Source organism: Aestuariibaculum sp. YM273 (assembly GCF_030908365.1).
In the GTDB taxonomy this organism is placed as follows: Bacteria; Bacteroidota; Bacteroidia; order Flavobacteriales; family Flavobacteriaceae; genus Aestuariibaculum; species Aestuariibaculum marinum.
In genome coordinates, this window is record NZ_CP133090.1 from 2,719,234 (window position 1) to 2,746,147 (window position 26,914).

Genomic DNA, 26,914 nt, shown 5'->3' on the forward strand with positions numbered 1-26,914 from the left:
CCGAAGTGTTAGTTAAAGTCTACGGTTTCGCGTTTTTGTTTTGTTTTAATCAAGTCGGCATCACCCTTCTTGTTCTTGTTTCTTCGAGATCTGCGTTTGCCCTCATCTTCGGCTGATGTACCATTATCGATATCCTTGTAAGGATCTTGATGAAAATCTAAACGGTACGACATGCCAAAATTAACCCCAAAAACAGACGGTGTATCTTTTGTATTTAGCGTTACGGCGGTATCCAACTGAAAGTTTTCACTCAATAGGTAAGCACCACCAAATCTAAATAGGTTATCGGCATAGAAATCACTTTTTATGCCTTGCGTCTCTGCAAAAATAACCCATTTTGGACTAAAGGAATGGGTTAAGGTTAAAATATATTGAAAGTCGGACTGGTCGGTACCAATACGGTCTTTTATGAAGTTCATGATAAATACAAAACCTCCGGCGAAATTATTTTGTGTTGCAATCATGACCTTAGGACTGAAACCTTCGATACCTACATCGGTATACGGGTTTTTGTCGGTATCATAATTTACGCCTGCATAAACTGAAACTGCAGGAATAAGAGAACTCCATTTAAAGCCATGGTTAGCTTTCCAACTGTATAAATTGGGTTTGTCGTCTGCATTTTTATATGGATCGTAAACCAAATATTTGGCACCAATGGTTAGGTATTTGAAGTTGGCGCGTTTGTCTTCAGAATCTATTGTCGACGTATATGTTTTGGTGTCACTTTGAAATGTACCTTCCAGATTTAACTCTAGTTGTTCCCATAATAAACCATAGCGTGCAGCAAAATCAACACCAAAACCTTCAACTTCGTAACTAGGTGCCGGTGTTCTTTTTTCATTTATAAAATAAGGTCCAGCTTCAAATTGTACCACATTTGTTCCAACAGAAAAGGCACTTCTGGAGGCTCCTGGCCGGTTAGAATTTATAACATCGGTGTATTGAGCAAAGCCTTTGGCGGCGATTAAACTAAGTGAAATAAACAGAGTAGATTTGATTAGCTTCATAATAAAATGTTTAATTTTCGCAGTATCAAAAGGATAAAACGAATGCTGTATTCATACCGCTTTAGGCATTCCAAATATAGAGATTTTATAGATTTTTTATCATTTTTGAACGTTTTTTAAGCATACAGAATTGTATTTTTGTTAAAAATAATTTTATGACACAGCAAGCATCGGTGAACGGATTGATACGAATGATTTTGATAATTATCCTTGTGTATTACGGGATAAAAATTATTTCCAGGCTATTAACACCGTTTCTTTTAAAATACGTTTCGAAAAAAGCTGAAGAACGATTTGGAGGGCAATTTGGTAATTTTCAACAACAAAGCCGTAAAGAACCATCTAAAAAGGAAGGTGAAGTTACCATAGATAAAATGCCTAATAGAAAATCTTCAAATAAAGAGGTTGGTGAATATGTGGATTACGAAGAAATTGACTAATTTTCGCACTCATTGATTTAAACCATTTTCATGCAATTTTCATTAAAAAAAGTACTTCCACATTTATTAGTTGTTATAGGGTTTGTTATTGTAGCATTAGCCTATTTTAACCCGGTATTAAAAGGAAAGAAAATTTTTCAAAGCGATATCATGCAGTATATTGGCATGAGTAAGCAACAAAATGATTTTAGGGAGGCCACGGGTAATGAAACGTACTGGACAGACAGTGCTTTTGCCGGGATGCCAACCTATCAGTTAGGGGCAAAATATCCTCATAATTATATTAAACGATTAGATTTAGCTTTACGTTTTATTCCGCGCCCTGCCGATTATTTATTTCTATATTTTTTAGGATTTTACATATTACTTCTTGTACTTAAAGTCGATTTTAAACTAGCCGCTTTGGGCGCCTTAGCTTTTGGCTTTTCTACCTATTTAATTATTATTCTTGGGGTTGGACATAACAGTAAGGCTCATGCCATCGCATATATGCCGTTGGTGCTAAGTGGCATTATTTTAACCTTTCAACGAAAATATATAGGAGGATTTTTACTAACCACCGTGGCTATGGGGCTGGAGTTAGTGTCAAATCATTTTCAAATGACGTATTACTTGCTGTTTTTAGTCATTATTTTAGGAATCGCTTACTTGGTTGATGCTTATAAAAAGAAAACCTTACCAGCCTTTTTTAAGGCTATTGCCGTTCTAGTTGGCGCAGTTGTGTTATCAATAGCATTAAATGCTACAAACATTTTAGCAACTCAGGAATATGTAAAGGAAAGTAAACGCGGAAAAAGTGAATTAACTATTAATCCTGATGGTTCACCAAAAGTAGCAACCACTGGATTAGATAAAGATTATATTACGCAGTTTAGCTATGGTATTGCCGAAACCTTCAATCTGTATATTCCAAGATTTATGGGAGGAGGTAACGGAGAAGATGTCGGTAAAGATTCTGCAACCTATGATGCTTTTAGAAAACTAGGAGCAACCACTACACAAGCAGCGCAAGAAGCTAAACGTGCACCAATGTATTGGGGCGAGCAACCTATTGTTGAGGCCCCAGCTTATATTGGAGCTGTCGTTCTGTTTTTATTTGTCTTGGCTTTGTTTTTAGTCAAAGGCCGTTTAAAATGGTGGCTTGTTGGTGGAACGGTGTTCTCATTATTTTTGTCTTATGGAAAGAATTTAGGGTTTCTAACCGATTTCTTTATCGATTATGTACCGTTGTACAATAAGTTTAGAGCGGTTACATCTATACAGGTAATATTAGAACTATGTGTTCCGGTTATGGCTGTTTTTGGATTGGTAAAGTTATTTAAAGATGAACATACTAAAGAAGAAAAGCTAAAGGCTTTAAAGTATACTGCAGGAATTACCACTGGTTTAGCCTTAATTTTCTTGATATTCAAATCTACATTATTCGATTTTGTTGGTGTAAATGATGGTTTTTACCGTCAGAATTACGGACAAGATTTTGTTGATGCTCTAAAAGCTGATAGAAAAACCTTGTTTACTAATGACACCATCAGAACCTTAATTTTGGTATTGTTATCGGCTGGAGCCGTATATATGTTCTTAAAAGAAAAATTAAAACAGCAATCTGTAATCATAATTTTTACGGCATTGATTTTATTTGATTTAGTTGGCGTAGACAGACGTTATGTAAACAATGAGGATTTCGTATCTGCGAGAGAAGTTGATAAGCCGTTTACAGCTAATGCTATTGATAAGGAAATTTTAAAAGATGAAGGACATTTCAGGGTTTACGATTTAGTATCAGGCCCATCAAAGCCTTCGTATTTTCATAATTCCTTAACCGGATATAATGCCGCTGAGTTGCGCCGATATAATGATGTGTTTGAGTTTTATGTTGCGAAAAACAACATGAAAGTATTGAACTTATTAAATACAAAATACATTATTGCTCAAGATAAAGAGGGGCAGATGTTTCCTTATGTAAACGACGAAGCTAACGGTAATGCCTGGTTTATAGAAAGCTTTAAAACCGTTGATAATCCTAATGACGAAATTCTTGCTTTAGATAAACTGGATAATAAAAAACAAGCCGTTTTAAATATAAATGATCATGGTGATGCTTTTACTTCGGGAACGATTCCTAAGTTTACTGTAGATTCGACAGCTACAATTACTTTAGTTGAACACCAACCGAATTATTTAAAATATCAATCTGATAACAATCATGATGGTTTTGCGGTCTTTTCAGAGATCTATTATGGAAACGGATGGAAAACATTTATTGATGGTAAAGAGGTATCTCATATTCGCGTAGATTATACCTTACGAGGTATGGAAATTCCTAAAGGAAAACACTCGATTGAGTTTAAGTTCGACCCAGATGTGGTGAAAACGGGAAGTACTATTACTTTAGCAGGTTCATTACTTTTTGCCTTGCTATTGATTGGAGGATTATTTTACGAGTTTAAAAAGAAACAGGAAATTAGTGCCTAAAAAAGTACTCATAATAAGCTATTACTGGCCTCCTGCAGGAGGACCAGGTGTTCAACGCTGGTTAAAGTTTGTGAAATACTTACCTGAGTTTGATGTTGAGCCTATAGTTTATGTTCCTGAAAATCCGAATTATCCACTTCTTGATGAAAGTTTATTAGAAGAAGTTCCTAATAATGCAACCATCCTTAAACAACCAATTAAAGAACCTTATAAGTTAGCAGGGGTTTTTTCGAAAAAGTCTTCTAAAGCCATTAGTAAAGGCATTATTCCTGAACAAAAAAAGCAAAGTTTTGTAGAAAAACTGATGCTGTTTGTTCGAGGAAACTTTTTTATTCCTGATGCCAGAACGGGTTGGGTAACACCTTCGGTTAAGTTTCTTTCGGCATATATTGCAAAGGAAGGTATTGAGACCATCATAACAACAGGTCCTCCTCACAGCATGCATCTAATTGGTTTGCAGTTAAAAGTTAAGTTGGGTGTAAAATGGTTAGTTGATTTTAGAGACCCATGGACAACAATCGGGTATCATAAACAACTAAAGTTAATGTCGTCTTCAGCTAAAAAACATAAGGATTTGGAGCGTGAAGTTTTAAATTCTGCCGATGACGTTATTGTAACGAGTTTTACAACGAAAACAGAGTTTGAAACCATTACAAGAAAGCCTATTCATGTGATCACGAATGGTTATGATTACGAGGCCCAGCAAGAGTTTACCATGGATTCTAAGTTTTCTTTAGCCCATATAGGTTCGTTATTATCGAAACGTAATCCGGAAGTATTGTGGCGAGTGTTACGCGATTTACGAAATACGAGTGATAGTTTTGCTCGAGATTTTCAGCTGAATTTAATAGGAGCTGTAAGTGAAGATGTGCTGCGAAGCATGTACAAATACGGATTGGATAATTGTATCAAGAATATTGGTTATGTGTCGCACAGCAAGGCGGTAAAACATCAGAAGCAATCACAGTTATTGCTATTAATCGAAATAGATTCAGAAGAGACAAAGTGTATTATTCCCGGAAAGCTTTTCGAGTATATGGTTTCCAATCGCCCGATTATTGCTTTAGGACCTAAAGATTCCGATGTCGAGAAAATTTTAAAAGAAACCAATACAGGCAACTACTTTTATTATAACAATTACAATTCATTAAAATCAGTTATTTTAGAGCATTATCAGGCTTTTAAAAATAACGAATTACAAGTGCATGCCATTGGGCTGCAAAAGTATAGTCGGAAGGCGTTAACCAAATCTTTATCTAAATTGATTTAAATGGGTATTGTTGCTTCACAATCTGTAAAAAACATTATTTCTACCTACTTGGGTTTTTTTATAGGGGCTATTAATACCTTGTTTCTGTATACTAAGTTTATGAGCGACGAATACTACGGTATGGTCGGTTATATGTTATCACTGGCTTATGTCATTATGCCTGTCATGGCTTTTGGGGTGCATAATACGATTGTAAAGTTTTATTCGTCTTTTAAGACAAGAGTATCTCTTAATAGCTTTTTAACTTTAATGCTTTTTTTACCTATAGTAGTTATCATACCCTTAACTGTTTTAGGCATATTTAGCTATGATACCATTTCCGGTTTTTTATCTCAGGAGAATAGTATTATTAAAAATTACCTTTGGCATACGTTTATTATTGCTGTTGCATTAGCATATTTCGAAGTGTTTTTTGCATGGGCAAAAGTACAGATGCAAACCGTGTTTGGTAATTTTATGAAAGAAGTGTTTCACAGAGTAGGAGCCATGGTACTTTTGTTTTTGCTACATTTTGAAGTGATAGATATTGAGCAGTTTATGCAAGGTATTGTTCTCGTTTACATTTTGCGTATGCTTGTTATGAAGATTTATGCATTTACTATTAAATGGCCTGTGTTAACCTTTAGGAAGGTGAATAATTTAAGTAATATTTTAAAGTATTCTTTTCTTATTATTATAGCAGGTTCTATTGCAACTGTATTGTTAGATGTTGATAAGGTGATGTTAGGGCAATACATTCCTATTGAAGAGATTGCCTATTATAACGTAGCGATTTTTATAGCGGCAGTTATTGCTGTACCACAGCGCTCTATGCATCAAATTTTGTTGCCGCTTTCAGCTAAATACATTAATGAAAAAGATATCAAATCGCTCGACGATTTATCTAAGCGTAGCTCTTTAACCTTATTTGTAGTGAGCGGATTAATATTTTTACTGATAGTTTTAAATATAAAGCAGTTGTATCATATCATTCCAGAGGAGTTTAGCGATGCTTTGTTTGTTATCATTATTATTAGTTTGGCTAAATTGTATGATGCCCTTTTAGGAAGCAATAATGCCATTTTATTTAATAGTGATTATTACAGAATGGTACTTATTCTTGGTGTTATTCTGGTAGTTTTGATGGTGTTGCTGAATGTAATTTTTATTCCGTTATTAGGGATTAACGGAGCTGCTTTAGCAACGTTTTTAGCAATGTTTTTATACAATACCATTAAACTATTATTTGTTTATAAGAAGTTCAGGATATTACCTTTTACAGCTAATACTTTAAAAACTGGATTGGTAATAGTATCGGGAGTACTTTTATTTTATTTTTGGGATTTTAATTTTCATCCTATTGTAAATATTGGCTTAAAATCTACACTAATTGGAGTGAGTTATATTTATGTAATTCATAAGTTTAAACTATCGGAGAACATTTCGTCGCTTCTGGATCGATTTATTAAACTAAAGTAATACAAAAAAGAAACCCCCTCGAAGTTGCTTTAGGGCGAACATATCGAAGGGATTTCTAAACTAACCAACCAAAATTTTTAAGATCGTCTGTTATGAGAATTAGTCGATCTGTTATTATTTCTATTACTACTACCTCTCGTGTTTGAAGCCATCGGCTTATTTCTAGAACCTTTGTAAACGTTAGCTTTTCGATTATTTGTTGTTTTCGATTTACTAACTGTTCTATTTACTACTTGAGATGGTTTTCTAGTATTTGTTTTACTTTTGTTATATATACGAGTATTATTCCTGTTTGGTTTTTCAGCTACTCGATTTTGCTTGTAATTTCTAGAAGTATTATTTCTAACCGCCTGGTTACCTCTGGAAACATTATTATTGCGATTTCCTTCCGGACGATAAGTCCTATTAGAGCTTCTATTTACTGTTTTGTTGCCATAATTTCTGTTATCTGCAATATAACGATTTGAGCCGGCATTTCTGTTAACATGTGTTACATTTTTAGGGCTTCTATTTACAGTTGCATAACTTCTGTTGCGTTTAATAGTGTTTCCATGTCTGTTAGCAACAGCAGTTCTTGGTCTATAATTATTGTAATACGGTCTGTGGTATTTGTAACGTACAGGCTTATAATATTGTCTGTAAGGTCTGTTGTAGACTACACAGTAATTACGAGCCGGAACACTGTAATAACGGTGCCAAGGTCTGTAAACATAACGCCTGTTATACACATTAATATACCCGGTACAGTGTGAAAATACATTGTATCTGTTATAATGTACATATAATCCTCCAACTCGAGTTACGTAACCATAATTGTTATAATTAATATTTACGTGACCTACTTGGGAAACACGACCAAAGTAATCGTAATAAATAGGCGTGTTTTCAATTTGTATAATAGCTCCAAATTCGTCGTACTGCACGTAGGCATTATAATCGTAACCAGAGTTAAAACTGATATTAAAATTTGGAGAACCTACAGAAACATTTAATTGCGAATTGTTACCAAGTATATTGAAGTCGAATTGTCCATCTCTAAATACTGAAAACTCAATACCGTTTTCAACAAATATGAAAGAATTACCATAACCTCTGTTATACATAGTTGTTTCTACTTGTTCTGTATTGGTGGTTGTGGTTGCATGCATGGTAAACCCGGTAAGAGCTAAACCTGCTAATAAGAATATAAACTTTTTCATAATTGCTCGTTTTTTATGTTACGATTAAAGAAATACAAACAGCGTGCCAAAAACGAAAAGAGTAGTTGTGGTTTAGGGTTAATGTATTTGTTATTAGGTGTTTAGTGTGCTTAAATAAATATTTTTGCTGTTAAGAATTAATTTGTTTTTATGATTAATTATAAGGTGAAACTTTAGGGAAGTCAGAGAATACTCTTTATTTTTGACTAATGATTCACAATAAGGTTTTACTTCTGTTTTTTATTGGATTTATGTGCTTTTGGAGTTCTGAATTTGCTGCACAACAAAAGCAAGATAGCACCCAAATTTATTATACAGCCATAAAGGATTTTAAGGATATCAATCTGTCTACAAAAGCTTTTGATTATTTTCAGCGTAAAGTAGACAAAGCATTAGAAGATAATAAGTCTGAAGCTGCAGCTTATTATTTGGAATTGATTGCTTTTGGTCAATACAGAATGGGGTTTTTGGATCAAAGTGAACAGTATACCATTCAGGCTTTGAAAATATTAGATGGCGTTGAGCAGCAATCTAAAACAAAAGTGGCACGCGAGCGCTTGTATAATCAATTAGGAATAATCTACAGAAACCTTAGAGATTATAATAATTCCAACAACTATTTTAAAAAGGCTTTGACGCTCAATGAAAATCCCGATAATATTATTGCCACTGTAACAAATATAGCTAATAATTATGCTGATCAAGACGATTATAAAAAGGCGGTTGAGGTTCTGAGTCCCTTATATAAAAAGGCTTTAGCAATACAAGATATTAGTAGTAAAGTCGTTTTTATTGACAATCTGGGATACTATAAAACTAAAACAGGCGATGATAACGGTCTGGAACTTATGAAAATGGCATTAGTGATGAGAAGACAAAGCCAAATGTTAACAGGACTGTTCTCCAGCTACAGGCACATGTCGTTATTTTATTTAAATCAGGATAAGAGGTTAAAAGCGAAACCATTTATAGATTCTTTAGAAATTATTGGAAGAAGGATAGGCACACCAAGTTATGAATCTGAGGCTTTAAAACTGAAATTAAGTTTAGAGAATCATCCGGATTTAAATACCTATATAGATTTAAACGAACAGATAGAAAATGAGCGTTTGGCTAGAGAAAATAAGTTTGCAGCCATAAAATACAATGTTGCCCAAAAGGAGAGGCAGTTAATGGCAAAGGAGCAAGAATTAAAAATAACAGAACTTGAAAAGGAGAAAGAAAAGAATTTAAAATTATTCTATCTGGCATTAGGTTTTCTCATCTTATTTGTTTCTGTATTTTTTATGATGATTCTTAAAATAAGATACAAAAAGGACAAAGTTAAGCAGGTATATTTAACGGAAGCTCGTATCTCTAAAAAAGTGCATGACGAGGTAGCGAATGATGTATATCAGGTCATGTCAAGACTTCAAACCACTCCGAAGGTTAATGATGATATTCTTGACGATTTAGAATCGATATACTTTAAAACGAGAGATATTTCTAAAGAAAACAGTACCATAGACCTTAATGAAAACTACCTAAGTATTCTAAAAGATTTGTTGTTAGGCTACAGAACAGCTTCGGTAAATATCATCACAAAAGGAATTAATCAAGTGCCATGGGAACAGATTGATGATATAAAAAAAATAACCTTGTATCGCGTATTTCAGGAACTGATGGTAAATATGAAAAAGCACAGTGGTGCTTCTAATGTGGTATTGAGCTTTAAATTTGAGAACAATAATATTCAAATTGCTTATACCGATAACGGACAAGGATGTAAGCTTTTAAAAGGCACCGGAATTCAGAATATGGAAAACCGTATAAAATCTATAAACGGAACGATTATTTTTGAATCTGAATCGGGTAGAGGATTCAAATCAAAAATATCAGTATAACTATGTTTAAAAAGGTTTTAATAGTCGACGATCATGATGTGGTAAGCGATGGGGTACTATCGGTACTCAATCAAAATAATATAACAAATGTGGTGCAAGCACAATATTGTGATGAAGCTCATTTAAAAGTAAAACGTGCTGCTTTAGATGCAGAACCATTTGATTTATTAATAACCGATTTATCCTTTAAAAAAGACTACCAAAGCGTTACTTTAGAATCGGGTGAAGATTTGGCTGCTGTTCTTAAAGCTGAGTTTCCCGAATTACAAATTATAGTATATTCCATGGAAGACCGCTTACAAAAGGTTAGAACTCTCATTACTACTCATGGCGTTAATGGGTATGTTTGTAAAAGTAGGAAGGGTGCTTCAGAATTGTCTCAAGCTATACAACACATAGCAAATCAACAAGTATTTCTATCGCCTCAAGTTGAAAATGCTTTAAACCAAAAAAATGATTTAGAAATAGATGATTACGATATTGAATTAGTGAAACAATTATCACTTGGTTTCTCCCAAAGTGAGATTAGTTTTGTTTTTAAAGCCAAGGGGATGTCTCCTAGTAGTTTAAGTTCTATAGAAAAACGCATTAACAAGCTTAAAGATGTATTCAAAGCCAATAATACTATTCACTTAGTGGCTATCCTTAAAGACTTGGGGCTTGTATAAAATTAATAGGTTACGGTTTTCCATAAAATAGAATGGGAGTAAAATTATAGCTTTGTAAAGCTATTAATCCTTTACCATAGGGAGACATTGGGCACGACTTTTTATAAGCGTGCTTTTTGTTTTTTAGCTAATAATTAACCATAAAAAAACACCTTAACATAAAAATGCTAAGGTGTTTTTTGTATCGGTTAAAAAGAACTACATACTGTGAAACTCAATCAAATTTGCTTCGTAGTATTGGTCTCCTAATTTGTTTAATAAGTTATTAATGGTATGGCTATCGCCATCAATAGCCAAAGCAGAATAACCAACATTATTAAGTTTACCTAATCGTAAATCGATAATATTAATGTTTTTAGAAGCTAAAGCTGAAAGTAAAATCAGCAACACTCCTGGCGCATTGTGGTGTTTGGTAACAATAACCTTTTCGCTTAGAGCTAAGTTTAATCGTACCCCGTCCATTTCTAATAAATAAACGCCTTCACGGTGGTAGTTAGGTAACTCCGCGTCTTCTTTATATGTTAAATTAGTAAAAGTTCCGGCATCGGTTCCATTAATGAAATCAATAGCGCTTTTAATATTTTCGTTATCGCCATTTATAGAAAGGAAAGCCTCAGCTGTACCATCGTTATTAGATTTTAAACGTGCAGTTTCCACGTTAATACCTTCAGATGCCAGGGTATTGAATAAAGACGAAATAACCCCTGGTTTATCTAAATGTTTAGAGAACAACCCGTTTACTTTTTGTTTTGGTCTTTCAGGAATTTCGTTTGTTACGGTTATAGATTTGCCGGTTTTACGAATGCGAATGGCGTTATATTCGCCCATGCTTGTCGACCCGTTATAAAGATCAACAAACTCTGAAAAAGAGCCTCCAAATGAGAAGTCAGGAATAATACGTCGTTGCTCAGTATCTAAGCGTTGGTTTAATAATTCAATTCCTTTATTTAAAACGGTATATTTTACTTTTAATTCGTGATCGTCGTAAATGGTACGGTTTTCAGGAATAAGCTTAGAGTAACTTACATAGCTTTCGTATCCGGCTTCCTGAATATATTCTAAACTTTCTTTAAAGTTGAGCCCGTAGTAACGCACGTGGTGTGTATCGGTACCCACACAAACAGGGATTTGTAATTCCTTAGCACGTCTTAAAATGCTTTGAACCGGGTAAACGCCAACACCTTTAAACTTACCAGCCATATTCACATCAAGTGCAAGATTACGATCTGCAATAAGTTCTAAAAGGGTTCTGAATTTATTTGCAAGTGGGTGTGCACTGGTCTCGAAGTTGATTAAAGCTTCCGGCATATCGACATTTAATTTCGGTAAATCAATATGACCGATAATCTGAATCATGTCGCCGAATGATTCAATCATTTGAATCATTTCATTGAAATAGCCATCCCAGTAAGCTTCCAAGCTTCCGCGAAGTTTCAATAACTCCATAGCTTCTTCTTTAGAACCATCATAAGGTAGACCTTCAGGAGCAAAGTGTACCGAACCAATAACGTAATCGGCATCTTCGGCTTGGAAAATTTTAGAACGGCTCCATTGTAAACCTAATTCAGGACCCATCCATTCTAATTCCACGCCGTATTTAATATTGATTTGTCCTTCATATTTTTTACGAAGGTTAGCAATACGCTTTGGGTAGTTTAAATACGAACGGTTCCCGCGAATAAATTTTACATTGGTTTCGCGTTCGGCTGTATAGCGAAAACTTGTTAGTCGAGGGGAGTGAATAATGAAGGTAATGCTTGGGTGATTAGCCTCAATGGCTTTGTCGATAATATCTTCTAGTTTATCAATTCCGTGCTTCACATGGTCTTGTTCTGTACCAGCGTGAATTCCATGTGTTTCCCAAATAAACTCGTTAAGTTTTCTCATAAACCGAAATGCTTTAAAAATGCGTTTAAAGGAGCAAATTTAGTTATTGAAATCAAATAATAAGCTATAACTAATAGCTTTTCAATTTTTTTCAATAAGTATTCTTATTCTCTTTTAAAAATGGTCTAAAATAAAAGGCTTATTAAGAATTTAATAACTTATTAGTCTAATACAGGTCTTGTTAAACTTTCTAAAGTTTTGAGGGCTTTAATGGAGAACTTTAAAAGAGTAATTTCTTGATTAAAATCAAGTTATCCCATTTTTTATATTAGGTTTTGTCTTTTTTTTCTTAGATTTAATATGAGAAAAAATGGATTGCTTATGGCATATAAATTACGCTTCAATTTAATTTTTAAAACTTTTAGGGCGCTTATGGTAATTATTATTACCATCATGTGTTCTTTTTCAAGTTTTGCTCAGTACACTTCTAAAGAGTTAAATCCATTTCATAAAGCTTATCACGATAGTTTACAAGCTAGAGAATATCCGTATACGTTTCCTATTTTAGCCAAACAAGCCTATAAAAAGGGGTTCGATGTACCTTTTACTTATGGAGTAAGTACGGCTTACTATACCCAGGTTCAGGATGTAAATATTAAACGCACCTTAATAGGTTTAAACGATTTAGACCCTGTAGATTTAAGTGGTTTTATAAAGTTTGGAACGGTAGAAGCAAGAACAGAGGCTTATACGCTTAGGCCCGACATGTGGGTGTTACCATTTTTAAATGTTTACGGAATATTTGGTGTTGGTTCCACTAGTACAACTGTTCCTTTAGTAAGACCGGTTGATTTTTCTACCACACAGCATTTTAATGTTACCAGTGCCGGTTTTGGGTTTACGGTAGCAGGCGGCTTTGGTCCTTTGTTTTTTGTGGTTGATAATAACTTTAATTTTGGAAATGTAGAGGCATTGGTAGAGCCGGTGCCTGCTCATAATTTAGATATTCGGTTAGGACATAATTTTGTTAATCCGAAGCGTGCCGATCGCGGACTTGCTGTATGGTTTGGTGCTTTTCGCCAAAACATTAACGGAGATACCAACGGAAGTATAGCAATTAAAGACCTGTTTCCGAACGGAACCGATGGACTTCAGGAGGGCTTCATTGATCGATTACATGAATGGGCCGACGGACTGCCACCAGGTCAAAAACTTGTAGCCAATCAAATAATCAATAAAATAGACGATCATTTAAGCGGGGTAGATGTCGGGGATGCCCAAATCACATATAAATTGGATAAGGAATTGGCGAAGCCTTGGAATTTGATTTTCGGAGCACAGTATCAGCATAACAAACATTGGCAAATTAGAACTGAGTTAGGAACTTTTGGAAAACGTACCTCGTTTTTAATTATGGTGAATTATAGATTTGAAAGTTTATTTAAGAAGAAATGATAAAGAAATACACGACATCGTTTTTAGTAGCTTTCATACTTTTGATAAGTTATAATGCACAATCACAAATCTTGTTGGGGTTGATTTTTGGAGATGATTTAAACTCTGAAAAGTTAATTTTTGGAATTCACATGAATTATTCCTGGAATGATATTTCAAACCTTCCTGAATCGGGGAGTTTAAATGCATTTAACCTAGGCTTAAACTTTAATTATAAGATAAGTGATAAGTTTAGAGCGCAAACCGAAATGCTTGCTAAATATACTCGTGGGGCAGGTGATATCCCTGTATATTCATTAGGAGATGATCATTTAGATGCTTTGTATGCGGATGGAAAGGTGTCCAGAGAAATAAAATATTTAAGTATTCCTATGGCGATTCAGTATTTAACGTCGATAGGTGTTTACGCAGAAGCAGGACCTCATGTGTCAATGCGAATCAAAGCTAATGATGTCTTTGAAGCTGATACGCCTGAAGGGAGTTTAGAGTTGAAACGGAATATTAAGGATATCGTGAACCTTTGGGATTTTGGGTGGATAGTTGGTATAGGGTATTATATAGCACCTTTAAAAACGACTTCTGTAGGGGTGCGTTATTATGGCGGTTTTAGTGATGTAATAGATGGTTCAGGAAGACAAAACCATCAGCAATGGGCTGTTTATGCGAATATCCCATTAGGAAGAAAGGGAAAAGACACCGGAGATTAGTATTGATAAATAATTATAAAATAATAAAAATAAACACAAGATTATGAGAAGCAGTAGTCTGGGACGTTTTAATTTAAAAGGATTAGTTTTTTTAGTTTTTGTACTTGTAGGATATAGTGTTATGGCCCAGAATGATACGCTGGTGCTAAAAAATAATAACCGTATTGTAGGGGAAATAAAGAGCATGCAAAACGGGGTTTTGGCAGTTGAAACAGATTATAGTGATTCCGATTTTAAAATCACATGGATAGAAGTAGCCGAAGTTAGTGGAAATCAGGTGTTTTTAGTGACATTAAAAGACGGAGAACGATTTAACACTGCATTAAGCAAAACTTCTGAAAAAGGTAAGGTAAAGCTAACCAATGTAGGTAATGGAAGAGTAGTGAGTATTCAGGATATTGTTTTTGTTAAATCGGTGAAATCTAGCTTTATGTCGCGGTTAGACGCCTCTATATCTCTAGGATTTAATTTAACCAAAAGCAATAATTTGAGACAGTTGAATGTTAGGAGTTCAGTGGGGTATACGGCTGATTACTGGCAGATTTTAGGAAATTATAATTCGGTTAGAAGTAAACAGGATGGGAGTAATGAAATTCATAGAACCGATGCAAACATTAAGTTTACCTACTTTTTAAAGAATGATATGTTAGCTATTTTTAATTCGGAGTATTTAGCTAACGATGAGCAAAAGATTGATTATCGTTTTACCAATCGCGTAGGTTTCGGTAACTATTTTATTCATACCAATTATTTATATTTCGGAGCCGTTGCAGGTCTGGCATTAAATAATGAGCGATTCTCAGACGATGTGGGTACAAACCGAAACAGTTTGGAGGCATTCGGTTCTTTAGAACTTAATCTATTTGATGTAAAAGATTTCGATTTATTGACCAATATAATAGCTTATCCGAGTATTACGGAGAAGAATCGTTTGAGGGTAGATTATACCTTGGATTTAAAATATGATTTACCGTTAGATTTCTTTATAAAATTTGGTGTAACCTATAACTTCGATAATCAGCCAGTACAAGATGCTTCAAAAGACGATTATGTTTTGCAAGCAACTTTTGGTTGGGAACTGTAAAATAAATAGCATGGTTATTTAAAAGCATACATGGCTGTAATGGTTGGTCCGTTGTACCCCCATTTTAAAAAACCGTTTAGCCTTTCTTTCTCAATATCTACTCTAAAATTAAGCCCGGTATAACCTAGGTTTAAATTAAGGTTAGGAATTACATTATAAGACAGGGAGGCATTATAACTTAGTATGCGACCTTTTATGTTATCTATTTTAAGAGATAGGTAATTGAGGTTACTATAAATGGCCAGTTTTTTACTAATCAAAAATTTGTTCCAAAGTCCTAAATCCGGAAGTGGAGCTGTAAAATCCAGATTATCACTTATTTCTCCCGATCCTATATTGGTTTCAGCTCTAAGTCCAATATCACCAAATAACACATGGGTTCCTATTAAAGCGCCAATCTGGTATTTTGGTTTATTTATAATGGCGTAACCGTAAGAAAATCGTAAGATTTGAGTGTCGAAAAATGCTTCTAATTCGGCATCGGCATGATAGGTGTTTTCTCCAAAAACAATGTCTCTATCTATGGTATAGCGAGTGGAGCGACTTAAGTAAAAATAATTCAAATCAAAGCGAGAACGCTTAGAAGCCTGCCAGGAAAAAGTGCCAAAAAAGGAGGTTGTATATTTAGAGAACCCCAAATTATCTTCAAGGTCTAAAAGTGTTCCTTTTCCAGTAGAATTGCTTCCTACTCGAACCTGAGTATTATTTAAAGGAAAGAAGGCTCCAAAATGCAATTCAAATTTATGAGTATACCAATTGGGCAGCTTACTTTTCTGAGCGGCTGAAATATTAGAAATGGAGTCCTGTGCGTTTAAAAAGAAGAAACCTAAGAAAAAAATGGTAACTAATACGTATTGTTTTTTCATTATAAACTTGAATTATAGTTAACAGGATAGTGTTCAGTAACTAGCTAACATAAATGTACGAAATAGTTTAATTCCAAATGGAGAAATGAAAGATAATCATACAATCAAAAATAAGTTAGATATTTTATGGGTAAATAAAAAAAGCATAAAGCAAACATAAATAGGGGTTGATGGTTTGCTTTATGCTGTTCAAGAGTGACCTCGAAAATATGTATTATGCTATTAATTACATTTATTTAGGGATAACCAGAAATGGAACGGTAGGGTGGAACCCGATGCGTTTTATTACTGGTTCTTTAATAATGTCCTCAATAAAACTGTGTTTATAGTTTACCATTGTTAATGCTTCTATGTTAAGCTCTTCAATAAAATCGTTAATTTCTGAAGCTTTATTAGCATAGTTAGGCATCCAGTGGAAACTATGGTCGTAATCTGCTAAAAGTGTTTTTAAGTGTTCTAAATTCTCTTCCTGACTAGCTGTAAGCTTTTCTTCAACATTTATATGTACCACTCTTATTTTAGAGTTGAATAAATCGGCTAATTGTTTAATAGGCGCTAATTCGGTTTCACTATAAGCTCTAAGAAAACCTGTAGGGAACGCCACTTGTTTCGGAACTTTAAAATCGTAATCCTCAGGAATAACCAATACAGGACAATCATGAATATGATTTACCACTTGAACGGTGTTGCTACCAAAGAAAAACTCTTTAGCACCAGAGGCTCCTTTAGTCCCCATAATAATAAGGTCGATGTTTTTTTCCTTCACAATTTTACGCATAGAAACAACAATATCTTCCGTTCCTTGCAAGTAGTGAAATTCATGATTTGCATTGTGATCGCATGTTTCAACCAGCTTTTTTAAAGCCTCTAATTCCTTTTTACTGTTATCTTTCATGGTGTCTTTTAATTTGCTTGAAAGAACACCGTAAGACGCTGTTTGAATCGTTACTGTATTTAAAATATAAAATGTACTAGGCTCATCGGCATATAGCTTAAGAGCGTAAACAACTGCGTTCCAAGCATTGTCTGAAAAGTCTGTGGGTAATAGTATATTTTTCATGAGTAATTAGTTTTAAATATGTAGTAAAGTTAGAGAATGAAATTTTTTAAAATTATGACAAATGTCATTCATATTATTAAGATAATTCTAATTTCTCAAATTTTCTATATGAAAATTGTTAAATTCATTGAAATTCAGTCTTTTTGTTGTTTTGATGTTTTTGTGATTTTTTAGTTAAATCATTAAAAAATAAAAAAGGATTCTGAAGTCAGAATCCTTTTTTACTACTGTAATATTTTGAAATTTAGAGCTTAACTAATTTTGAAACTCCGGAATTTCCAGAATAATCATGGATTTTAATGAGATAAATATTTTTAGGTAAAAAGGAAATGTCAAAAGAAGTTCCTTGACTTAGATTACCTTCATATGCTTTAATAAGTTTACCTGTTATATCGAAGATTTCTAATTTTTGAATATTTTGATTTACCCTAAACGAGGTTGAGGTTGGATTAGGAAATAATTTAAAATCAAAATAATTTTCTTTATCCGAGGTTGATAGAGTACTGACTTGGTTTCCGTAGATTTTAAATTCACCCGGGTTTAATTGAATACTGGATGTTGCTGCATTTATGATAGAACCATCCATTAAGTCATACCAGATTCCGGCATATGGAAAATTGGGATTAATAGTTTGCGTGGTAATATCGAAATTAGCAATTACAATAACATTTTTTAAAGAAGAACCGCTGGTGTTTTCATTGCCGGTATAGATACTAATTCTTGGGGTTAAATTCCCGGAACTTATAGTGTAGTTTCCTTCGAAAACAGGCTCGCTGATTTTTAAATAATTAATTCGAGCCCAGTCGTTATAAATTTGGCTTCGAGTTGCATCTCCTAACCAGTTATTTGTCCATTGCGGTTGAGGTTTCGTGTCTAATTTACAATCGCCATCTGTGCCATCATCGGGAGTGTTTACAGACCCATTGTTACAGGTGAAAATAGAATTTTCCATACCCAAATCGCCAAAGTGCCAAATCATTTTTGGCCCCGGAATAGTTAATGAAACAGCACCCAAAGCCGACATTCTTGATAGAGCGGTTTCGAGATTGGTTACATCATAATCAGCATTGCCATTACCGTATTGAATGTTTTTATACATTAAACGTTCTTCGTCGTGACTTTCCGCGTAACCTACTAATCTCGGGCTGGTGTATCCTCTGGAGGTGTGTCCCATTTCAGTAATATCACCGCTATAACCCATGGTTAATTCATTATATTGATCTGTCATTTTTCCCCACAGCATGATGCCTTTACCTTCATCAATTCTGTAGTTTGCCCATTCGGTTTCTTCATCTCGAGATGTAAGTCCGTCATTGTTAGCGTCCCAATCGGTACCAAGATGTTCGAAAATAACATAATGATCGGGGTCTAAACTCCAGCTGTAGTCTGCATATTCTTTTAAAACAGCTACGCGGTCGGCATTATAATCGTTAGTGCACCCTTCGTTATTTTCACAGTTTTGAGTAAATCCTTTAGTTAAATCCCAGCGAATACCATCGATTTTAAATTCTTCAATCCAATGTTGTACCACACGTTTAGCATATATTTTTGTAAAACCATTTGAGTGATTAAAATCAGAACCAACATTGTAAGTGTGTTTAGGAGTTTGATTAAAATATGGGTTTTCAGAACTCGGGTCGCCCCAGCCATCACCATCGGCATCTTGCATCCATAAGCGAACCATAGGGTTTCTGCCAAAAGCATGGTTTAAGGCAAGATCTAAAATAACGGCAATGCCATTTTGGTGACAGGTATCTATCAGTTCTTTAAACTTTTCTTCGGTACCATAAAATTTATCTAAAGCCATATGAAAGGAAGTGTTGTAACCCCAACTTTCATTCCCTTCAAACTCCATAACAGGCATAAGTTCAATAGCATTAATATTTAAATTTTTAAAGTAATTGATGCGGTCGATAATGTCTTGAAAAGATCTGTTGGCATCAAAATCACGAATCAAAACTTCATAGATAACTAAATCCTCCTTTTTAGGTTTTGAAAAATTGGTTACCTGCCAATTATAATCGGTTTGTGCCGTTTGCAAAACCGTGACTTCACGCTCTTGTCCTTGTGGATATTCAGGTAAATTAGGATAGGAGTTCGCCGGAATATAAGGGTCATCAAAAGGGGATAAAACCAATGTTGAATAAGGGTCTGCTGTTTTTACTAAGGTTGGTGAATTTGTTAAGGGTGTTTTATCGACAGCCCAGTATTGATACGTTTCAATTTCTCCTGGTGTTAATCCAGTTAAGGTAATCCAGAATTTACTGTTACGAGAAGGGTCGCGTTTCATAGCGTAAGTAGCATCAGGCTGCCAGTTATTAAAGCTTCCTGCGACGTATACAAAGTCTTTACCTGGAGCATAAAGTACTAAAGTCGCTTTTGTTGGATCTGCTTCATCGTAATTAATACCATCCTGGTAACTTTCGGGCATAAATGCTGTTACGGTTTCAGGATCTAAAATAACTGAAAATGTTTTTGTTTTTGTTTCTCCGGAAAATGTGACTTCCAAAGTATAACTTCTATTTTCGGTAATGTTTGTATCTGTATATGAGTATGAAGAAATACCATTTTGAGTATCGATAATTACATTGTTCGCTTTTAATACATAGTCGGCATTTCCACCGGTATTACTAGCTTCTATAGACAGGTTATCGCCGCTATTTAGTATAGATGTGGTTGTGTTTGGTGCAGTTAATGAGACAAGAAATGTACCAACATCGACAGTTTCGTCTTGCGATTGTTTTTGTCCTGTGCCATCTTTAGCCTTAATAAGAAAGCCAATTCGTCCAATATTTGTTCGGTTATAAAATGTTGTTGGTGTAAATGTAATAGTATATTCATCGGCAGTAGCATTATAGGTTAATCGATTCGTTTCATTAGAGTTGTCCCAGCTTCCGTTAGTTGGACAATCCTGCTGGTTTTCAATATTGGTATCAAAAGACCATCCCCATAAATACAAGGCGTTATCGGAAACATTCCAGTCGGATTCATCTATTGTAGATCCATCAAAGGTTAAGGTGATGGAATCATCTTCATTAAAAGGATTAGGCGATATTGTGAAATCTACAGTTTGCTTTTGAGCTTGGGTAACAAAAAAGGCCAAGAGTAGATGTAATGTTATGATTTTTTTCATTTTGTTAAACTTTAAATAAAAAAGGGTTGCATCATCAAACGGCAACGCAACCCTTTTAGTCCTTACATTATAAATATGAATTAGTCACTATATTTTATCGTTTTCCTAAATAGTATTTAGGACCTTCAGCATCGTTAAAATCGATACTGATTACGTAGTTTCCTGCCTCAACTGCAATGTTGTTATCAGGATCTTGATCAAGAATATTATCACCATTGGCATCACCATAATCGCCGTTCCAGGCATTATCTGGTCTGAATTTAAGTTCGCCATCAACTAAAGTGATGTTTTCAGCGAACCAAACACCCGGTTGAATTTCGTTTAAAGCAGCATCAGGTGTTTCTCCCCAGTTATTATATCCTGACCCAACAGCACCCCAAACGGTAGCTTCAACTATAGAGTATGAGTTATCTTTTAAGTCTAAAGTAACCAGATAATGACCTTCGGTTACGGCAATATTGTTATCAGCATCAGCATCTAAGATGCCATCAAGGTTAGCATCGCCCAAATCACCGCCCCAGGTATTGTTCATTCTAAATTTAATTTCACCATCTAAAAGCTGAACGCTTGCTTTAAAAGTATCGGTTGTGTAGTCGTAATACAATTTAGCATCAGGTGTTTCTCCCCAGTTATTGTATCCTGAACCCACTATACCCCACGAGAATTCTTCAATAGTGTAAGAGTTGTCATTGGTATTGATTGTTATTTTATAATCACCAGCAGTAACCGCAATATTATTATCGGCATCGCTATCTAAAATACCATCGGCATTGGCATCACCAAGGTCACCTTCCCATGTGTTGTTTTCACGGAATTTAATCTCACCATCAACAAGGTTTACATAAGAAACAATAACGCCATCGGTTGCGGTAGTATAGAATTTAGCATCGGCAAAAGCTCCCCAATTGTTATATCCTGAACCAACAACACCCCATGTAGATACTTCGTAAGCGCCACCACCTTCGGTAGCTTCAGGTAAAATAACATTTAAGGTTTGAGTTTCAGTGTAAACAGGTAAACCTCCATTAGTGCCTGGTGACGCCATTAACCTAAAGTATAAAGCACCTGTATTAGGATTGTCTGTACCAGGGTCATTATCAAGACCTGCTTCTTTGGCATAGGTCAACATGTTCCCAATGGTAATAGATAATTCGTTAGCATCTGTTGTACCAACTACTGTGGCATCTGTAAAATCTCCGGAAATTGAATTTTGTAATTCGTATTCTACATTGGTAGGCACTCCGAAATAGGCATCTTCCCAAGTAAAGCGTTCTCCAATATTTTTAGATGTTGCAGAAGTTAATGTGTATTCTTCTAAGAATATATTTGAAAAGCTAATACCTTCTTCAGGCACATGAGCAATGAACACTAAATCGTCTTCTTGTTCGCAAGACGTAAAGCCAATGGCGGCTAAAATTAAAAGCGATAAAAGTTTTATATATTTCATAATAATTAGTTTAGTTTTTTAGTAACCTGGATTTTGAGTTAAGTTGGGATTTGCCTGGATAGCAGATGCAGGAATGGGATACACATTATATGTTGAAGGAATTGAGGTTCCGTTTTTTACGCCACCTTTCCAAGGCCATATGTATGCATTTCCTGTAAACTTGCCAAAGCGAATTAAATCTGAACGTCTGTGTCCTTCAAGGTTTAATTCTCTGGCACGCTCATCCAGAATAAAATCTAATGTTAATTCTGAAGACGTAATGGTTGAAGCATTCGATCGTTCTCTAACATCATTTACGTACTGAAGCGCAGTTGTTGGATTACCACCAGCATTTCTAAGCACACATTCTGCATATATAAGATAAGCATCAGCCAATCTGAATAAAGGAAAGTCGGTACTTGAAAATTCGGTAATCGTTCCGGAACCATCAGTATTGATATTTCTAAATTTTATTGAAGGATAACCATCTTCCCATTCACGGTAGTCGTCCATTTCGTAGTTATGCCCTTCTGTCCAGAATAATTCAGCTCTGTCATCGGTAGATGTTGCTAAATCTCCATATAAGCCATACCAAGCTTTGGTCGCTCTATGACCTGTCCATCCGGCAGTAGAGCCAAAATCTCCTGGATCCATAGTATCTGTACTTAAATTTCCGTTTACTATATACGTGGTGTTACCGTAACTTCTACTGTTGTCGGCATCGGCAATTAATGGAAATATAATTTCATTTGAAGTGTCGTTATCAGCTGAAAACAATCTGATGAAATTAGGGTCTAATTGATACCCCCCTTCGTCAATGACTTTCGAAATATAGGTTAAAGCATCATCGTATCTGGCAGTGCCCGTGTATACTTCGGCATTTAAATACAATTTAGCCAATAACATTTGAGCTGCTGAATTTGTTGCTCTACCGTAATCGTTGGTAGTAGGTAAGGTGCTTTCAATAGCTAAAAGTTCACTTTCTACATAAGCGAATAAATCTGCTCTTGATACTTCAGGAAGGAGTTCTGTACCACCAAAGTTTTCTTCGGTAGATAATACACCTTTACCAAATACATCGATTAGATAGTAATAAGCTAACGATCTTAAAAACCGAACTTCAGAAGTAATTTGTTCTTGATTATCAACACTAACGTTTTGTAAAACGGTTAACAGGTTGTTACATTGCGGAATGGTAAAATAAATTCTGTTGAATAAGTATCTGAAGAATTTATTGTTTTCATCCCAATTAGAGGTCGTTGTAAGCTGGTCTAATCCGTCGTCTCCCCAACGGTTTTTCATCCCGTCTGCTGAGAAATCCTGTAGGTTTACAAGGTTTCTTAAAAACGGAGATTCTCCAGGATCGTCACCTTGAATATCCGATTTATCGGCAGCTTCAATACTCGATAAAGCAAACGATGCATAAAGTCGGGCTAAAATACCTTTAACCGCATCAGGGTCTTTAGCAAGCAGTTCATCTAAGGTAAGTTCTACTAATGGCTCAGTGTCCAGGTCGCTTGTACAGCTGCCACTTGAAAGCGCTAGTGTAAAACTTAATAAAATGATATATATCTTATTTTTCATAACTAAATTTTTAAAAATCAATGTTTAGACCTAAAGTATAGACACGTGGTCTAGGGTAGAAATTATTATCTATAGCGTTGAAGTTTTCCGGATCCTGACCAGAATAATCAGTAATAACAAACGGATTGTTTACTGAGGCATACACTTTAAAAGACACATCTTTAATAGCTTCCCCAACCGTTAATCCTAAGGTGATATTTTCACATCTTAAAAAAGATGCATTTTCTAAATAATAATCAGAGAAAGGAACATTACCGTTTCGATTCACGAAATTAGTGTCAGAAACGCCATTGTAAAAGTCTACAACATTATTTAAACTTTCTGTGTTAGACGGAATAGCCGCTTCAATGTATCCAATAGCTAAATTACGAGTGTTGTATATTTGGCCATCTAACTGTCCTCTAAAGCTAGCACTTAAATCCCAGTTTTTATACTGTGTTGAAAATCCTAAACCGAATGTCCAGTTTGGTCGTAAAGCTTTGTAGTATCTGTCGTCATTCGTGATTTGTCCATCGCCATTTAAATCGACAAAGGCACCAAGAATAGGACGGTGGTTTTCATCATAAACTTGTTTGAAAACCCAAGCAGAATATACTTCCTCTCCCACAGCATGTCTGGCTAATTTTACGCCAGTTCCGGTAGGAATAGTAGATTCGTCGGCCGAAATACTACTCACACCATTTAAGTTTGTAACTTCAGTTTTACTGTACGCAATATTCCCATTAAGGTCTAAACTAAAATCGTCATTTTCTACTGGCGTGATGCCTAAATTAAGTTCAAAACCTTCATTTTCTGTTTCGCCTATATTTTGTGGGAATAAGTTGGTGAATCCTTGTCCTGGCGCAACAGGAGCTAATACTAAAAGGTCTTTTGTTTTTCTTTTAAATACATCAAACGATCCTGAAAGGGCACCTGAATTAAAGAAACTAAAATCTAAACCAGCATTGTAAGTGGTTGTTTTTTCCCAGGTTAAGTTCTCGTTATATGCTCTTGCAGAGTATAAAGATACGCCCGGCAAATATTGCGTAGTACTGTTACCTACGGTAAATAAAGGGGTAGAGGGGAAGTAACCTCCGGCTAGCCCTGTAATATCCTGCTGTCCAGTTTTACCGTATCCAAGTCTTAGTTTAAGTTCTTGAACAAAATCGGCATCTCTAAGGAAACTCTCTTCTTTTAATTTCCAGGCTAAGGCTGCTGCAGGGAAAATACCCCATACGTCGTTACCCCATACATCATCGGTAACAAAAAGAGAAGAAGCATCAGCTCTTACAGATAGCGTTACTAAGAATTTATCTAGAATATTAATATTACTTCTTCCAAAGAACGATTGTAAGTTTAATACATTATAATATCTGAAATTCGGATTGCTTTCGTTTTCCTGAAGCTCTCTTAACCCTGTTTCTGTATTGTATAGGTATTGTTCTTTATTACCATCATTTTTAAAGTTTTGGTAACCATAACCTCCTTGTACTTCAAAGCTGTTTATAAAAGAATCATCATAACTCTTGTTGTATACTAAATAGCCTTCAAGCGTGGTGTTCGTAATATGCTGATTTTCTTTAAAGTTCACTCCAGGATTGAAGATGTAACTGTTAGAAGCATTACTTAATCTGTATGTTGAAATCGCATTTTCAGAATAGTTTTCTTCAATAGTTGAGCGAGAGGCTTCAACACCAAGGTTTAAAACAGCACGCAATGCAGGAAGAAAATGCATTTTATAATCGAATTCTACATTTCCTAATATTTTTTGAGTTTCCTCAGGGCGTGTACGTTGCATTAAAAGAGCTAACGGATTCGATTGCCCGATTAACATACCTGTTGGATTAGAGGTAGACGATGTGGTTGTAAAGTAGCCTCCAAAAGGAGAGTTTGTATCGTAAATTGGTTTTGTAGGATCCATAACTACCGCACCAAATAGAGCGCCACCTTCATCAATAGCATTCTTATCTGCTGAAATACCTTTAAGGTTTAAATCTACTTTTAAATGATCTTGAAAAAACTTAGGCGTTAATTTTAACGAAGCCGTGATACGTTCGTAATCACTTGTTTTCACAACACCTTCAGTATTATTGTAACCTACCGATGCACGGAAAGGAATTTTTTCAAATAAATTAGCACGTGCACTAAAATCGTAATTTGTGGATATCGCCGTTCTATAAATTGCATCTTGCCAATCTGTATTGTAGATGCCACGTTGCATACCGTTTGAATCGGTAAAGGTTTGAATAACCTGCTCTCTGGTATCAACTGAGTTTATCGGAACGCCTAAGCGATCTGAAGTTCCTGCTTCAAAAATACCTTTTGCTTCATATTCGTTAATGAATCGTACAAATTCAGAGCCATCTAAAACATCAATTTTCTTACTTACAGAATTTGACGACATGCTAGTCGAAAAATTGAATTGTGGTTCTCCTGAAGTTCCTTTTTTAGTGGTAATAATGATTACCCCATTAGAAGCTCGTGATCCATAGATAGCCGTTGCCGAAGCATCCTTAAGAACACTAAAGCTTTCAATATCATTAGGATTGACTAATGTTAAGGGGTTTTTTACACCGGCAGGGTTGGTATTGTCGATAGCAATTCCATCAATAACAATCAACGGGCTACTGTTGGCACTTAACGAGGCACCACTTCTAATACGAATATTAGGTTCTGCATCGGGCTGACCACCAGCAGTGGTAATTCTAACCCCTGGGGCTTTACCATTTAGCAGCTGATCGGCAGATACTATTGCTCCTTTATTAAACTCCTTTGAGGAAACAACATCGACAGATCCGGTCAAGTCTTCTTTCTTAACGCTACCGTATCCGATAACGACAACTTCGTCTAAGCTGGCAGCGTCCTCAACTAAAACCACATCGATTACCGATTGTCCGGTATATGTGATTTCCTGAGATTGATATCCAATGAATGTAAAGGTGATTACATCTCCTTGATTCACTTGAAGTTGGTATTCCCCGTCAAAATCTGAAGCGGTACCATTAGTAGTACCCTTAACGAGAATATTTACTCCAGGAAGTGGCAAAGATGTAGATTGTTCTGTTACTGTTCCTTTTATACTTGTTTGCGCCAAAATGGTTACGGGCACAAATAAGAGAAAAAACAGTATGCCATTAATAATTGTCTTCATACAGTTCTTTTGTTAATGTCTTTGTTTAGTTTATTATATCTTCACTTCTCACCATGAATTATTGCTAATGTAATAATTCGGTCCATTAGGAAATTGTCAAATTCGCAACGCAAACGTTTCCGTGTTAATAACTTTTACGAAATTTTTAACGCAAACGTTTCCGTATTGATATTTTTCTGATGCTTAGGTTATTTAGAAGAAACAAACTAAATTAGCATTACTAGGTTAGTCGTATTTATTAG

At 35.1% G+C, this 26,914-nt stretch carries 18 protein-coding genes; 9 read left to right on the forward strand and 9 right to left on the reverse strand.

From position 1 onward, the window contains the following. Window positions 1–8: 8 nt before the first annotated feature. Window positions 9–1,010, reverse strand: a complete 1,002-nt coding sequence (locus tag RBH94_RS11715) for a transporter (RefSeq protein ID WP_307881062.1) — start codon at window positions 1,008–1,010, stop codon at window positions 9–11. Window positions 1,011–1,165: 155 nt separating this feature from the next. Between RBH94_RS11715 and RBH94_RS11720 the strand changes: the two genes are divergently transcribed. The 4 genes from RBH94_RS11720 to RBH94_RS11735 are packed head-to-tail and all read left to right on the forward strand — an operon-like array spanning window position 1,166 to window position 6,650. Then, entirely contained in the window at window positions 1,166–1,450 is a 285-nt protein-coding gene (locus tag RBH94_RS11720) for a DUF4834 family protein (protein WP_307881063.1), read from the forward strand. Between the two features lie 30 nt (window positions 1,451–1,480). Further along, window positions 1,481–3,922, forward strand: a complete 2,442-nt coding sequence (locus RBH94_RS11725; protein WP_307881064.1) for a YfhO family protein — start codon at window positions 1,481–1,483, stop codon at window positions 3,920–3,922. Continuing rightward, window positions 3,915–5,192: a glycosyltransferase family 4 protein gene (locus RBH94_RS11730; RefSeq protein ID WP_307881065.1), complete on the forward strand. Its 1,278-nt coding sequence runs from the start codon at window positions 3,915–3,917 to the stop codon at window positions 5,190–5,192. Before RBH94_RS11725 ends, RBH94_RS11730 begins: the two co-directional genes overlap by 8 nt. Beyond that, window positions 5,193–6,650, forward strand: a complete 1,458-nt coding sequence (locus RBH94_RS11735; protein ID WP_307881066.1) for a lipopolysaccharide biosynthesis protein — start codon at window positions 5,193–5,195, stop codon at window positions 6,648–6,650. Window positions 6,651–6,727: 77 nt separating this feature from the next. On the opposite strand, the gene RBH94_RS11740 is transcribed toward RBH94_RS11735, so the two are convergent. Next, complete coding sequence (locus RBH94_RS11740; RefSeq protein ID WP_307881067.1) at window positions 6,728–7,849, reverse strand: hypothetical protein; 1,122 nt, start codon at window positions 7,847–7,849, stop codon at window positions 6,728–6,730. 209 nt (window positions 7,850–8,058) lie between these two features. Between RBH94_RS11740 and RBH94_RS11745 the strand changes: the two genes are divergently transcribed. Together RBH94_RS11745 and RBH94_RS11750 are read left to right on the forward strand one after the other, a co-directional pair. Then, window positions 8,059–9,732 (forward strand): tetratricopeptide repeat-containing sensor histidine kinase, encoded by a 1,674-nt coding sequence (locus RBH94_RS11745; RefSeq protein ID WP_307881068.1) that lies wholly within the window; start codon window positions 8,059–8,061, stop codon window positions 9,730–9,732. A 2-nt stretch (window positions 9,733–9,734) separates the two neighbouring features. Beyond that, entirely contained in the window at window positions 9,735–10,400 is a 666-nt protein-coding gene (locus tag RBH94_RS11750; RefSeq protein ID WP_307881069.1) for a response regulator, read from the forward strand. A gap of 198 nt (window positions 10,401–10,598) precedes the next feature. Here the strand turns inward: RBH94_RS11750 and RBH94_RS11755 are convergent, their stop codons facing one another. After that, window positions 10,599–12,287 (reverse strand): histidinol-phosphatase HisJ family protein, encoded by a 1,689-nt coding sequence (locus tag RBH94_RS11755; RefSeq protein ID WP_188224647.1) that lies wholly within the window; start codon window positions 12,285–12,287, stop codon window positions 10,599–10,601. A 321-nt stretch (window positions 12,288–12,608) separates the two neighbouring features. Here RBH94_RS11755 and RBH94_RS11760 point away from each other — a divergent pair, with 321 nt between their 5' ends. The 3 genes from RBH94_RS11760 to RBH94_RS11770 are packed head-to-tail and all read left to right on the forward strand — an operon-like array spanning window position 12,609 to window position 15,473. Then, window positions 12,609–13,682 carry a hypothetical protein gene (locus RBH94_RS11760; protein ID WP_307881070.1) on the forward strand — a complete coding sequence of 358 codons (1,074 nt, stop codon included), beginning with the start codon at window positions 12,609–12,611 and terminating at the stop codon, window positions 13,680–13,682. Then, on the forward strand, window positions 13,679–14,389 hold the full coding sequence (locus tag RBH94_RS11765) for a porin family protein (RefSeq protein ID WP_307881071.1): 711 nt from the start codon (window positions 13,679–13,681) through the stop codon (window positions 14,387–14,389). The genes RBH94_RS11760 and RBH94_RS11765 overlap by 4 nt, the downstream gene beginning before the upstream one ends. A 43-nt stretch (window positions 14,390–14,432) precedes the next feature. After that, window positions 14,433–15,473 carry a DUF481 domain-containing protein gene (locus RBH94_RS11770; RefSeq protein ID WP_307881072.1) on the forward strand — a complete coding sequence of 347 codons (1,041 nt, stop codon included), beginning with the start codon at window positions 14,433–14,435 and terminating at the stop codon, window positions 15,471–15,473. A 14-nt stretch (window positions 15,474–15,487) separates the two neighbouring features. Here the strand turns inward: RBH94_RS11770 and RBH94_RS11775 are convergent, their stop codons facing one another. The 6 genes from RBH94_RS11775 to RBH94_RS11800 form a co-directional block, all read right to left on the reverse strand. Further along, the gene (locus RBH94_RS11775) at window positions 15,488–16,339 is read right to left on the reverse strand and encodes a hypothetical protein (RefSeq protein ID WP_307881073.1); all 852 of its coding nucleotides are present in this window, start codon (window positions 16,337–16,339) and stop codon (window positions 15,488–15,490) included. A gap of 232 nt (window positions 16,340–16,571) precedes the next feature. Further along, window positions 16,572–17,399 carry a universal stress protein gene (locus tag RBH94_RS11780; RefSeq protein ID WP_188224643.1) on the reverse strand — a complete coding sequence of 276 codons (828 nt, stop codon included), beginning with the start codon at window positions 17,397–17,399 and terminating at the stop codon, window positions 16,572–16,574. 244 nt (window positions 17,400–17,643) lie between these two features. After that, on the reverse strand, window positions 17,644–20,532 hold the full coding sequence (locus RBH94_RS11785) for an alpha-amylase family glycosyl hydrolase (RefSeq protein WP_307881074.1): 2,889 nt from the start codon (window positions 20,530–20,532) through the stop codon (window positions 17,644–17,646). A 94-nt stretch (window positions 20,533–20,626) separates the two neighbouring features. Then, a complete protein-coding gene (locus RBH94_RS11790; RefSeq protein WP_307881075.1) occupies window positions 20,627–21,979 on the reverse strand; it encodes a SusE domain-containing protein in 1,353 nt (450 codons plus the stop codon). Window positions 21,980–21,997: 18 nt separating this feature from the next. Beyond that, window positions 21,998–23,542 (reverse strand): RagB/SusD family nutrient uptake outer membrane protein, encoded by a 1,545-nt coding sequence (locus RBH94_RS11795; RefSeq protein ID WP_307881076.1) that lies wholly within the window; start codon window positions 23,540–23,542, stop codon window positions 21,998–22,000. Window positions 23,543–23,552: 10 nt separating this feature from the next. Beyond that, window positions 23,553–26,672 carry a SusC/RagA family TonB-linked outer membrane protein gene (locus RBH94_RS11800; protein ID WP_307881077.1) on the reverse strand — a complete coding sequence of 1,040 codons (3,120 nt, stop codon included), beginning with the start codon at window positions 26,670–26,672 and terminating at the stop codon, window positions 23,553–23,555. Window positions 26,673–26,914 lie beyond the last annotated feature (242 nt).

What these genes read in the sequence shown, in the direction of transcription:
- RBH94_RS11790 (WP_307881075.1), bottom strand. Translation starts at nt 21,979, where the DNA reads ATGAAATATATAAAACTTTTATCGCTTTTAATTTTAGCCGCCATTGGC.
- RBH94_RS11750 (WP_307881069.1), top strand. Translation starts at nt 9,735, where the DNA reads ATGTTTAAAAAGGTTTTAATAGTCGACGATCATGATGTGGTAAGCGAT.
- RBH94_RS11795 (WP_307881076.1), bottom strand. Translation starts at nt 23,542, where the DNA reads ATGAAAAATAAGATATATATCATTTTATTAAGTTTTACACTAGCGCTT.
- RBH94_RS11720 (WP_307881063.1), top strand. Translation starts at nt 1,166, where the DNA reads ATGACACAGCAAGCATCGGTGAACGGATTGATACGAATGATTTTGATA.
- RBH94_RS11735 (WP_307881066.1), top strand. Translation starts at nt 5,193, where the DNA reads ATGGGTATTGTTGCTTCACAATCTGTAAAAAACATTATTTCTACCTAC.
- RBH94_RS11715 (WP_307881062.1), bottom strand. Translation starts at nt 1,010, where the DNA reads ATGAAGCTAATCAAATCTACTCTGTTTATTTCACTTAGTTTAATCGCC.
- RBH94_RS11765 (WP_307881071.1), top strand. Translation starts at nt 13,679, where the DNA reads ATGATAAAGAAATACACGACATCGTTTTTAGTAGCTTTCATACTTTTG.
- RBH94_RS11745 (WP_307881068.1), top strand. Translation starts at nt 8,059, where the DNA reads ATGATTCACAATAAGGTTTTACTTCTGTTTTTTATTGGATTTATGTGC.
- RBH94_RS11775 (WP_307881073.1), bottom strand. Translation starts at nt 16,339, where the DNA reads ATGAAAAAACAATACGTATTAGTTACCATTTTTTTCTTAGGTTTCTTC.
- RBH94_RS11800 (WP_307881077.1), bottom strand. Translation starts at nt 26,672, where the DNA reads ATGAAGACAATTATTAATGGCATACTGTTTTTTCTCTTATTTGTGCCC.
- RBH94_RS11780 (WP_188224643.1), bottom strand. Translation starts at nt 17,399, where the DNA reads ATGAAAAATATACTATTACCCACAGACTTTTCAGACAATGCTTGGAAC.
- RBH94_RS11740 (WP_307881067.1), bottom strand. Translation starts at nt 7,849, where the DNA reads ATGAAAAAGTTTATATTCTTATTAGCAGGTTTAGCTCTTACCGGGTTT.
- RBH94_RS11755 (WP_188224647.1), bottom strand. Translation starts at nt 12,287, where the DNA reads ATGAGAAAACTTAACGAGTTTATTTGGGAAACACATGGAATTCACGCT.
- RBH94_RS11785 (WP_307881074.1), bottom strand. Translation starts at nt 20,532, where the DNA reads ATGAAAAAAATCATAACATTACATCTACTCTTGGCCTTTTTTGTTACC.
- RBH94_RS11725 (WP_307881064.1), top strand. Translation starts at nt 1,481, where the DNA reads ATGCAATTTTCATTAAAAAAAGTACTTCCACATTTATTAGTTGTTATA.
- RBH94_RS11770 (WP_307881072.1), top strand. Translation starts at nt 14,433, where the DNA reads ATGAGAAGCAGTAGTCTGGGACGTTTTAATTTAAAAGGATTAGTTTTT.
- RBH94_RS11760 (WP_307881070.1), top strand. Translation starts at nt 12,609, where the DNA reads ATGGCATATAAATTACGCTTCAATTTAATTTTTAAAACTTTTAGGGCG.